At 67.2% G+C, this 11469-nt stretch carries 7 protein-coding genes; 4 read left to right on the top strand and 3 right to left on the bottom strand.

The window, feature by feature from the left end:
* The 3 genes from QOH60_RS05155 to QOH60_RS05145 all read right to left on the bottom strand — a co-directional run.
* The coding region (locus QOH60_RS05155) for a (Fe-S)-binding protein (RefSeq protein WP_526417797.1) at positions 1-2409 on the bottom strand (2409 nt) is incomplete at its 3' end.
* A 147-nt stretch (positions 2410-2556) separates the two neighbouring features.
* Complete coding sequence (gene iniR / locus QOH60_RS05150) at positions 2557-5067, bottom strand: isoniazid response ATPase/transcriptional regulator IniR (protein ID WP_526417795.1); 2511 nt, start codon at positions 5065-5067, stop codon at positions 2557-2559.
* A 6-nt stretch (positions 5068-5073) separates the two neighbouring features.
* Positions 5074-7092 carry an Hsp70 family protein gene (locus tag QOH60_RS05145; protein ID WP_526417793.1) on the bottom strand — a complete coding sequence of 673 codons (2019 nt, stop codon included), beginning with the start codon at positions 7090-7092 and terminating at the stop codon, positions 5074-5076.
* Between the two features lie 150 nt (positions 7093-7242).
* Here QOH60_RS05145 and QOH60_RS05140 point away from each other — a divergent pair, with 150 nt between their 5' ends.
* The 4 genes from QOH60_RS05140 to QOH60_RS05125 form a co-directional block, all read left to right on the top strand.
* The gene (locus QOH60_RS05140) at positions 7243-7767 is read left to right on the top strand and encodes an Rv0340 family IniB-related protein (protein WP_526417791.1); all 525 of its coding nucleotides are present in this window, start codon (positions 7243-7245) and stop codon (positions 7765-7767) included.
* Positions 7768-8041: 274 nt separating this feature from the next.
* Positions 8042-9061: an IniB N-terminal domain-containing protein gene (locus QOH60_RS05135; protein ID WP_526417789.1), complete on the top strand. Its 1020-nt coding sequence runs from the start codon at positions 8042-8044 to the stop codon at positions 9059-9061.
* Between the two features lie 119 nt (positions 9062-9180).
* Positions 9181-11055 (top strand): dynamin family protein, encoded by a 1875-nt coding sequence (locus tag QOH60_RS05130; protein WP_526417787.1) that lies wholly within the window; start codon positions 9181-9183, stop codon positions 11053-11055.
* A 47-nt stretch (positions 11056-11102) separates the two neighbouring features.
* A partial coding sequence (locus QOH60_RS05125; RefSeq protein ID WP_526417785.1) for a dynamin family protein occupies positions 11103-11469 on the top strand: 367 nt, incomplete at its 3' end.

Raw genomic sequence — 11469 nt, 5'->3', positions numbered from 1 at the left:
GGCTTTCTTGGCACCGGGCCGCTTCGCGCCGCCCGCCATGCCCAGCCCGGTGACCGGTTTCGCATCCGAAGTCGCAGTGTCAGCCTTGGCCGCCGGCGCTTCCGTCTCTTGGGCCGGGGCCGCTTCGGCTGCTTCAGACTCCGCAGGCGCCGCCGCGGCGGCGCGCTCGGCGAAAGCCTTGGCTGCGGCACCCTTCTCGGGAAGCGTCACCTCGCTGGTGTCGAGCGCAGCGAGCAGCAGTTGAGCCACGTCGAGGACCTCGACGCCCTCGCCCTGACCTTCGCTCTGCCGGTCGCCGAGGCCGTCGGTCATCATCACCCGGCAGAACGGGCAGCCCGTCGCGATCTTGGCCGAGCTGTCGTCCCCGACCGTCATCAACGCTTCGTCGACGCGGTCGAGGTTGACCCGCTTGCCGATCCGTTCTTCCATCCACATCCGCGCGCCGCCCGCCCCGCAGCAGAAGCCAGTCTCCGCGTGCCTGGGCATTTCCTTCAGCACCGCGCCCGACGCACCGACCAGCTCGCGCGGGGCCTCGTACACCTTGTTGTGCCGGCCGAGGTAGCACGGATCGTGGTAGGTGACGTCCTGCGTCACCGGCTGGACGGGCACCAGCTTGTGATCGCGGACGAGCCGGTTCAACAGCTGAGTGTGGTGCAGGACAGTGAAGTTCGCGCCGAGTTGCTTGTATTCGCGCCCAATCGTGTTGAAGCAGTGCGGACACGTCACGACGATCTTGCGGTCGACGGACTCGACGCCGGTGAACACCCCGTTGAGCGCCTCGACCGTCTGCTCCGCGAGCTGCTGGAACAGGAGCTCGTTGCCCGACCTGCGGGCAGAATCGCCGTTGCAGGTCTCCTGTGCGCCGAGCACGAGGTACTTGACCCCGGCAATCGCCAGCAGCTCGGCGACCGCCTTCGTGGTCTTCTTCGCCCGGTCCTCGAACGCGCCGGCGCAGCCGACCCAGAACAGGTACTCGTATCCCTCGAAGCTCTCGGTATCAGTGCCGTAGACAGGGACGTCGAAGTCGACCTCGGAAATCCAGTTGAGCCGGTCTTTCGCGTTCTGGCCCCACGGATTCGACTTGCTTTCCAGGTTCTTGTACAGATCCTTCAGTTCGTCAGGGAACTCCGATTCCATCATCACCTGATAGCGGCGCATGTCGACGATGTGGTCGATGTGCTCGATGTCCACCGGGCACTGCTCCACGCACGCGCCGCACGTGGTGCACGACCAGAGCACGTCGGGGTCGATGACGCCGAGCTGCTCGAGATCGCCGACGAGCGGACGTATCGCCTGAAGCGGACCTGACCCCGGAACCCGGCCGAATCCGGATTCGGGCACGTGATGGGCTTCTTCTTCAGGTGTCTCGAGGTCCAAACCCTCCAGCGGAGTGGGCTTTTCGCCGAGTATGTAGGGCGCCTTGGCCATCCAATGGTCGCGCAGGTCCATGATCACGAGCTTCGGCGACAGCGGCTTGCCGGTGTTCCACGCCGGGCACTGTGACTGGCAGCGCCCGCATTCGGTGCATGTCGCGAAGTCGAGCATGCCCTTCCAGGTGAAGTCCTCGATCTTGCCCCGCCCGAGCACGACGTCGTCGGGCGGATCCTCGAAGTCGATTGGCTTGCCGTGGTATTCGAGCGGCAGGAGCGGACCGGTGCCGTCGGGAAGGCGCTTGAACGTCACGTTGATTGGCGCCAGGAAGATATGCAGGTGCTTGGAGTGCAGCACGATCAGCAGGAAGATCAGCGCGACCGCGATGTGCAGCAGCAGGGCGACGGTCTCGATGACCTCGAGCGCGGCGTGGGGCAAGTGCCCCAAGAGTTCACCCATGCCGCGCGAGAAGAACGCACCCCAGCCGTACGGCAGGTTGCCGAGAGCCGCGGACGAGCCACGGAATAGCGCGAACGTCCAGACGACGTTGAAGATCATGAACAGGATGAGCCAGGCGCCCCCGAGATGGCTGCCGTAGAAGCGTGACGACCGGCCGTATTCCCTGGGCTCCGAGCGCAACCGGATGATCGCGAACGTCGTGATGCCGGCGAGCACCGCGAGCGCGATGAAGTCCTGCAGGAACCCGAGCACGTTCCACGTGCCGACGATCGGGATGTGGAACGTCGGGTTGAACAGCGTGCCGTAGGCCTCCAGATACACCGTGGCGAGGATGAAAAAGCCCCACATCGTGAAGAAGTGCGCGAGCCCGGGGATCGACCAGCGCAGCAGCCGCGTTTGGCCGAAGACCTCTTTGATCTGCGTCCAGATCCGTGTGCCGACGTGGTCGGTGCGCCCAGTCGCGGGCTGGCCGGCGCGGACGAGGCTGAACAGCCACCAGACGCGGCGGGCGGCGAGCAGCAACACGATGGCGGTCATCCCCAGCCCCACCACAAGCCTGATCACCGTCTGCGTCTCCACGGGCGCCTCCCAGCTATCAAAGTTACTCGCCGGTAACATCTCTCATGTTACTGACTGGTAACTAGCCTCGTTGCCTGCTCATATTGACATCTCGGGCATCGCAGGCGCGAGCAAGGTTGCCCTAACCGCAAATTCGGCGGCGTGAGGTCATCGCTGGGGCGTGAGCATCGCTCGCAACATCGACAGCAATTCCGACCGTGAGTCGGCGCCGAGTCGGCGCCGGATGCGGGCAACGTGATGCTCGACCGTCTTCGCCGAGATGAAGAGCTGGCTGCCGATGTCTCGGTACGGCATGCCCTGCACCAGAAGTTCCGCGACCTCGCGTTCGCGCTCGGAGAGCCGAGCCGCCGGCGCGGCGTGGGCGTCCTGCGCCACCCCGGCCGCAGAGGGCGCGACGGCCGCCTCGTCGTCGATCGGGGCCGACACCTTCAGGTCCCGCGCCACCTGCAACATCGCGCCCGAGATCCGTGCGTCCGGCGTCTGCAGCGCGGCCTGGCTGGCGAGCCGGGTCGCGTCCCAGGTGTGGCCGTACTCGGCGAGCCCGCGGGCCGCGACCGTGACATCACCGATCTCGACGTGCTTGGCCAGTACCCGCAGCCATGTGCGGCCGGCGGCGGCCAGCGCCTTGGCGAACGGGCTGGACCCGGCCGCCGCGGTCAGCGCCTGACCGTGCGGCGCAACGGCGTCCGGGGAGTTCGCGAGGATGCCGGCGTGCACACCCGACCAATGCAGCGGGACCGACCACAGAAGCGGATTGCCGAGGCGATCCAATAGCCCGAAGGCCTCATCGAGGGTGTGCTGGAGTCGATCAACATGGCGCAACCGAGCCGCGGCGATCCACAGCTCGCCCAACGGCAGCAGTGAGTACACGTCGAGTGCGTACTCGGCGAGCACCTCCATCGCCGTGTACCAATGGCGCTGCATCGCCCCGCTGTCGCCGGCCCGCCTGGCGATTCCTGTGCGCAGCGCCGCGGACCACAGCGCGTCGCGGCGATGCAGGTTCGCATCGGCCATCGTCGTCAGATCCGCGCCCGCGGCGCCGAGTTGGCCGTCGAGCATGCGCACCCATCCCAGCAGCAGTCGGTGGCGGTGGGCGGACAGGGAATCGCGGCTCGAGCTGACGGCGCGGCTGATCACGCTGCGGGCCCGCACCGGGTCGCCGCCGTGCATCGCCGCGAGCGTGACGAGGGCGGCCGGCGTGTCGGGCATCGCGCCGCGCAGGCCCTGGTGGCCGGCAAGCGATTGTCCGAGCCGGCCGATCGCGACCGCGAACGGCGCCTCCAAGGTGTCGACGAGACCCTCGGCCAGGCTGCGTGCCGCACGCGCCGCGATCGTCGGCGGTCCGCTGTCCTGCCGTTCCAGCGATGCGCGTGCGGCAGCTGCGTCGCCGGCGCCCATCAGCACCACTGCGCCCGCGGCGCCTACGACCGCGTCCGGATGTGGCCCAAGCCAACGGAATAGATCGGCAGCCTGACCGGAGTTGCCGTCGTGTGCGGCGATCGACGCGGCGATCCGGACGGCGGCGGCCCGCTCCCCGGGATCCCCGGAGCCGAGGAGGTCGTCAGCCAGCCTGGCCGCCGTCGTGCAGTCTCCGCTCAGCGCGAGCGCATCGGCGAGCTGGGCGGTCAGCTGGGTTGCGCCCGCATCCACAGCCGCTCGATACAGCCGCACCGCGCCATCCGGCTGCCCGGCAGCCTGTTCGGCTTGAACCGCAAGCACATCAGCGACACGCTGATCGCGCACCCCGTGCTCGGCAAGCCTCAACGCCAGATCTGGGGATAACGTGGACATCTCCAGTTGTGTTGCCAACAAGGATGTTTCGACCTCGTTGTGATGAGCGGCCCCGACGATCTGGGCGACGGCGCGGTGCACGAGCCGCAGAAACTGTTGGCTGTGGGACGGCTCGAGAAGGCCACTGGCGCGCGCGCCATCGACCAAGGCCTGCGCCTCATGAACCGAAATCCTCAGTGCTGCAGCGACATCGGCTGCACCGAGATCGGGGCTCAACGAGGCGATCAAGAGCGCATCCAGCACGGCCTCGTCGACCGCGCGTAACCGGTCGATCAACGTGAATCGCGCCGCCTGCGCGATCGCCATCGCCGGTGTATCGCCCGCGTGCAGGCGCTGCCCCGATTCGTCGGTGGTTTGGTTCAGGACCGCATTCACCAGAAACGGCAGGCCCGCCGTCGCGCTCATCAGGCTGCGGATCACCTCGGGCGACGGTGGACCGTTCAGCGCAGCCGCGGTGATCCGCTGCACGTCATGAGAGGGCAATGCGCCGAGGACTATTGGCGGGCGCTCCCGCTCGATCGTCACCATCACCTCATGCAACGCGCCGTGGTGCTGATAGGGCTGCGTGGCGATCACCACCGTGGCCGACGGCTCGTCTACCCAGCCGGCCAACGCGTCGAGTTCGGGGTCAGAGAGCAGGTGAGCGTCGTCGACGACGAGGGCGGCATGCCCGGCGGGCTTCGCCACGGTGGGGCGGGTGATCACGTCCACGGCGGCTGCGCGCAGTGTCGCGCGGACCGCGGACAGGGTCGTGCTCTTGCCTGTCCCGATGCCCCCGACGACGACGGCCTTCGTCGGGTGGCTCGGCGTATTCGCGATCGCCTCGACGAGCCCGTCGGCCTCCGGAGCCAGTGCTCGCGACGTCATCGCTGGTTAAGGCTGCGGGATCGTGACCGTGACCGGCCCTGAGGCCTGGCCGCTCGGCGGCGGGGGGCTGGCGGGAGGTTGGCTGGCCGGGGGCTGGCTGGCGGGCGGTTGGCTGGCCGGGGGCTGGCTCGCCGGGGGCTGGCTGGCCGGAGGCGCCTCCGACGACGACTGGTTGCTGACGGGCGACGACTGCGTGGCGGGCGAACTCGGCGGCTTGCTGGGCGACGAAGAGGACGAAGACGACGACGACGATGACGAAGACGACGACGAAGAGGACGACGACGAAGAGGACGACGACGAACTCGTTGAGGTCGACGTGCTCGTCGGCGACGAGCTTGTGGTGGTCGGCGAGCTGCTGGTGGTGGAGGTCCCGCTAGTGCTCGGCTGAGTCGTCTCGCTCGGCCCCGACGAAGGCGGCGCAAACACTGTCGACGATCCGTCAGGGCCGGTCACCGTGATTGTCGTGGTCAGCGGCTCACCCGGAACTGTCGGGTTGGTGACCGCGGTCGAGGTAGCCGACGGCGTCTTGCTGGTCTTGAGGGGGCTGTTCGAGCTCGTCAGCGTCCACACCAGGCCCCCTGTTAAAGCAAGCACGGCGATCAAGGCCGCCCCGAACAACACCTGCGGCCGCCGGTACCAGGGCAACGGCGGCGCCTCGACCAGCCCCGAGTCGGGCGGGATGAACTCCACCTGCGGCCGCGCGGCCGCCTCCGGAGGGTAAACGTCGGCGTCGGGGCTTCGGGTGGGGTATTCACCGCCGGTGTAGGGCACCGGGTCCGTCCCGCCTTCGTCCTGCGACCAGGCCAGTGCACGGAAGGTGGCGGAGGGGGAGCCGTCGGACGCCGACTCCGCGGCCGCTGCGCCTGCTGCGCCCGCTGCCCACGCCGCCGTCGACATGCCCGTCGCGGCATCGGGGGCCGCCGGGGCAAGGCCCGTCGGCGTATCAGCGGGAGAGGCGGGGGCCAGTCCGGTGGCGTCGCCCGCCGGTCCCTGCGCGGCGAGCACTGCCGCGCCCGCCGCGGTGTTCAACGCGGGCTGGGGTGTGGTGATGACGGGCAACCGCAGCTCCTCCGAGAGCCGCTGGGTGACGAACGGGATGGCGGCACCGCCGCCGACAGTGGCCACCGCTGAGAGCGAGGCCAGCTGAATCCTGTTGCGCTGCAACATGTCCTCGAACGCAGTCATCAACCCGGTGAACGGCTGGATGATCAAATCCTCCAGCTCGGCGCGGGTGATCCGGACATCTGACTTGTATCCAGGAAGCTCGACGGACATCTCGGTCGCGGCGCTCGCCGACAGTCGCTCCTTGGCCTGGCGGCATTGCTCGCGGAGCCGGGTGAGCGCCCCGACGGCCGTGGTGCTGGCCGGATCGACACCGCCCGACTGGCTGACGTCGGCGAGGACCTTGGTCATCAGTGCCTGGTCGATCTGCGCGCCGGAGAAGTCGGTGTAGCGCTCGGTTTCGTCGATCGGCTCGAAGTTCTTGGTGGCGTCGGCCAGCGTGATGCTGGTTCCGCTGCCACCGAAGTCCAACAGCGCCACAATCCCGCTGTTGGGCAGCCCGGGGCTTGTTCGCAGCGCGCTGAGCGCGGCCGTGGAGTCGGGCACCAGTTGTGCCGGCACACCGCCGGGGGACAGATTTGGGGTGGTGCGCAACGCTGCCCGCAACGCGCCCAGGACAGCTGGCCCCCAGTGTGCGGGCACGGCGATGGCAACCTGCGATGGGGCCGTGTTCTGGTCACCGACCGCGTCTGCCATCGCGCCGAGCGCATCGACGAGCAGGCGGTCGGCGGCGTGGGTGGAGCCATCCGACGCGACGAGCGGAACCGGGTCGCCGACACGTTCGACGAAGCCGGAAAGCACCACACCGTCCCCGGTGACGTTGGGGTTCTCCGAGGCCACTCCCACCTGTGGTGCCCGATCCGGGTACAGGTTCAGCACCGCGCTGCGCGTCACGGGTGCTTCGCCGACGCGCGCGGCAACAAGGTTGGTCATCCCGACGGAGAGGCCCAGGAAGTAGGTCACGTGGCTCACGATAGCGGCTGGGCAACCGATGGTCATTCGGCATCCCCTAACCGCGCCGAACCCCCTAATGCTGCATCCCCTAACGGCTGCGGCGCATCAGTGGGTTTGACACCGATCCGTGATTAGCTGGTGATCGCTAACATCGGCAGCATGGCAAACGAGCTGCTCGACTTCGTGATGTCGCTGGTCCGCGACCCTGACGCGGCGGCACGCTACGCCGACAATCCGCAGCAGGCCATCGCCGACGCCCACTTGACCGATGTGACCAGCGTCGACGTCAACAATCTGATTCCGGTGGTCTCGGAGTCTCTTTCGATGGCCGCGCCGGCCCACGGTCTCGACACCGCCGACGCCAACGTGTGGTCCAGTGGTGCGGCGACCGCGGCATTCGACGCGTTCTCCGATCACCTGCCGACGCCGGTGAGCCTCGACGCCCACGAGCCGGTCATCGATCATCAGGCGTACGCGCCGGTCAACGCCGGCGACGGGTGGAGCGATTCCGTTCCTGAGCTGCACACCTTCGACCCGGTGCAGGTCGATGACTCGTTCTCGGCCGCCGACGGGATTCACGACGTCGTACCGGTATTCGACGCCGAATCCGTCGACCCCGGCTTCGACCACTCGGTCGACCACTCGATTGACCACCAAGGCTTCGGCCACGACCCCTTGATGTAACAGACGCCGGAACGCGCAAGCCCCCGACCGCCCTGGGTCGGGGGCTTTGTGCGCTTTGAGCTGCGCAAACTGTGATCTTGCTGGGGAAACCCGGGGCATCGCCCATCAATCCCCTAATCCCCTAATCAACTTTGCTAACCTAACCCGGCACCCGCCCGGAAAGGTAGGGGTTGTGGCCCCGTTTCGGGGGTTCGCGCGGGCCCATACCGTGGCTGACAGATCACCGGACAGCCCGGTGAGGCAACACCCAGACGTACCAACGAAAGGCACACCGATGATCAGCTTGATCGACTTCATCCTCAACCTGTTCCGCGACCCCGTGTCCGCTCAGTCGTTCGTGGTCGACCCGGAGCAGTCGCTTCTGGACGCGGGTCTTAACAACGTGACCTCCGCCCAGATCCAGTCCGTGGCGGCCACCGCTGTCCCGAGCCTCGCGCTCGGCAACGGCGACCCGGTTGTGGGGCTTCAGAGCGCCCTGACCAACCACTACGGCTGGGAGCCGGTGATCGCGCCGTCACCCACCTGGTCACCGACCTGGGCGCCGCAGAACGAGTTCGCGCCCAGCACGCTGTCCAACAACGACACCTCGTTGCTGAGCCCTCATCAGGATGCGGGCGCCAACGCCCAGCAGGGCGCGTTCAACCTGGGCTTCGGCGATGTGACCCTGTTCGGCAGCCACACCAGCACCACCACCACCGCCACCGACGGCTCCGTGATCACCAGCGGGCACACCTCCGGTGACATCGTCACAGGCGACGGCGCGGTGCTCGGCACTGGCAACTCGGTGAACAACGGGAACATCCACGCCGGTCAGGGCTCGGCAGTCACGATGGGGCACGACAACTCGTCGAGCACCAGCCAGGGCAACACGACCGCCGGCCATGACGTGGTGTCCAACCACGACGGCACCGTGATCCAGACCAGCCACGGGAGCACCAATGTGGCACAAGGGAACACGGACGTGACGTCGGTGCACGGGAACCAGACCAACACCAACATCCACGGTGTCGGCAACTCCAGTGGTGTGGACAACTCCCACACCGTGGACACCACCCACACGGTGGTGAACACGCACACCACGAACACCAACATCGCGTCGAACAACCACACCGATGTCGCGTCGCACAACAGCTACGACGCGTCGACGCACGACAATGTCGGGTCGCTCAACAGCCACGAATCCACCGCGGTGACTCACGAGAGCACATCGACGTACGCCCCGACGTACGACCACTCGACGCACGACAACACCACGCTGACGCACGACAGCCACAACACGCACCTCGGCTTCTAGCACGGACGCGAGGAGCAAGGCAGCACCGTCAGTAACCAACGAATCTGGCGGGGACCGCAATGGTCCCCGCCAGGTTCGTGCGCATACCGTTGACTGATTCGCAACGAAGTGAGGCCCAGGTGACGCAGCCCAGTGATCCGCGCCAAGTCCGCGTGATCGTCGAGCTGATCGACCATGCCGCCAGAATCGCCCAGATCAAGAACCGCGACGATTTGGCCGAACGGCTTGCCATGGCCCGCGACCGGATCATGGACCCGCAGATCCGCGTGGTGATCGCCGGACAGCTCAAGCAGGGCAAGAGCCAATTGGTGAACTCGCTGCTCAACATGCCGGTCGCGCGCGTCGGCGACGACGAGTCCACGGTGCTCACCACCGTCGTGCTGCACGGTGAGCAGCCCGCGGCTCAGCTCGTCGTCGCTACCGCCGACGGTGGCGCCGAAGCGGTCGAGATCCCCACCGCCGACATCAACAAAGACCTGCGGCGTGCCCCGCAGGCCGGCGGCCGGGAGGTGCTGCGCGTCGAGGTGATCGCACCCAGCCCGCTGCTGCAAGGCGGCCTGGTGTTCATCGACACTCCCGGGGTGGGGGGCCACGGGCAGCCGCATCTGTCGGCCACCCTGGGTCTGCTGCCCGACGCCGACGCGATCCTGATGGTCAGCGACACCAGTCAGGAGTTCACCGAACCCGAGATGACCTTCATGCGACAGGCTTTCGAGATCTGTCCGATGGCCGCGATCATCGCGACGAAGACCGACCTGTACCCGTATTGGCGCGCGGTGGTCGACGCAGACCGTGCCCACCTGCAGCGCGCCAACCTCGACGTCCCGTTGATCCCGGCGTCGTCGCTGCTGCGCAGCCATGCGATCTCGATGAACGACAAGGAACTCAACGAGGAGTCGAACTTTCCGGAGATCGTCAAGTTCCTCTCCGAGCGGGTCATGTCGCGGGAGAACGACCGGGTTCGCGATCAGGTTCTCATCGATGTGCGTTCTGTCGCAGAGCATTTGACGATGGTCATGGATACGGAGTTGTCGGCCATGAGCGATCCCCGCGAGCGCGAGCGGTTGACCGCAGACCTCGAACGCAGGAAGGACGAGGCGCAGGACGCGCTGCAGCAGTCCGCGCTGTGGCAGCAGGTGCTCAACGACGGAGTCGCCGACCTGACCGCGGACGTCGACCACGACCTCCGGTCCAGATTCCGCTCGATCACGTCCCACTTCGAGCAGCAGATCGACGGCTGCGACCCGACACTGCAGTGGGCCGAGATCGGCTCGGAGCTGGAACAGGTCGTGGCCGAGGCGGTCGGCGACAATTTCGTCTGGGCGTTCCAGCGCGCCGACGCGCTCGCCAAAGAGGTCGCCCGCACCTTCGTCGAAGCCGGTCTCGACGCGGTGAAGGCGCCGGAGATCAGCGCGCGCGAAATGGGCGCCAGCTTCTCCGGGTTCAAGGCCCTGGCGCGGATGGATGAAAAGCGGGTGACCGTGGGCAGCAAGGCGGTCAGCGGAATGCGTGGCTCATACGGCGGCGTGCTGATGTTCGGCATGCTCGGTTCGCTTGCGGGTTTGGGCATGTTCAACCCGCTTTCGATCGGCGCCGGTCTGCTGCTGGGCCGCAAGGCCTACAAGGAGGACATGGAAAACCGGATGCAGCGCGTGCGCAACGAGGCCAAGAACAACGTCCGCCGGTTCGTCGACGACATCACGTTCGTCGTCGTCAAGGAATCCCGGGACCGTCTGCAAGCCATCCACCGCCGGCTGCGCAACCACTACCGCACCATCGCGAACCAGACGACCCGGTCCATCAACGAGTCGCTGCAGGCGATGCTGACGTCAGCACGGCTCGAAGAGAACGAACGCAATCAGCGCATCGCGGAGCTGGAACGCCATCTCGACATCCTGCGGCAGGTGTCCGCGAAGGCCGCCGAGCTGGCGGCCCCGAGGCCTGTCTCGACAGCCAATACGCCGGCGCAACCGCGGTTGACGCTTCGGGGATAGCGGACGCGAGGAGCATTCCGGGGCTAGTGCGCACTTAAACTCGACCGGTGAGCACCAGCGATCAAGTGCGAGCCATCTTGGCCGGCACGATCCGTGCGTATCACAACGACCCTGTCTATGGGCAACGCCGCGACCTGCACAACGAGCTCGAGCGGATCGGATGGCGGCTGAATCAGCCGATCCGCATCGCGCTGGCGGGCACGCTCAAGGCCGGCAAATCGACGTTGGTCAACGCTCTTGTCGGTGAGGACATCGCGCCGACGGACGCCACCGAGGCCACCCGGATCGTCACGTGGTTCCGGCACGGGCCCACACCGAAAGTCACCGCGAATCACCGCGGCGGCAGACGCACGAACGTCCCGATCAACCGTGGGGGCGGCCTGACGTTCAGTTTCGACGACCTCGATCCCGCCG

The sequence above is a fragment of the Mycobacterium sp. genome (genome assembly GCF_032159765.1).
GTDB lineage: Bacteria > Actinomycetota > Actinomycetes > Mycobacteriales > Mycobacteriaceae > Mycobacterium.
The sequence above is the reverse complement of the archived record's forward strand: the minus strand, read 5'-3'. Positions and strand labels throughout refer to the sequence as shown.

What these genes read in the sequence shown, in the direction of transcription:
- iniR (WP_526417795.1), bottom strand. Translation starts at nt 5,067, where the DNA reads ATGACGTCGCGAGCACTGGCTCCGGAGGCCGACGGGCTCGTCGAGGCG.
- QOH60_RS05140 (WP_526417791.1), top strand. Translation starts at nt 7,243, where the DNA reads ATGGCAAACGAGCTGCTCGACTTCGTGATGTCGCTGGTCCGCGACCCT.
- QOH60_RS05135 (WP_526417789.1), top strand. Translation starts at nt 8,042, where the DNA reads ATGATCAGCTTGATCGACTTCATCCTCAACCTGTTCCGCGACCCCGTG.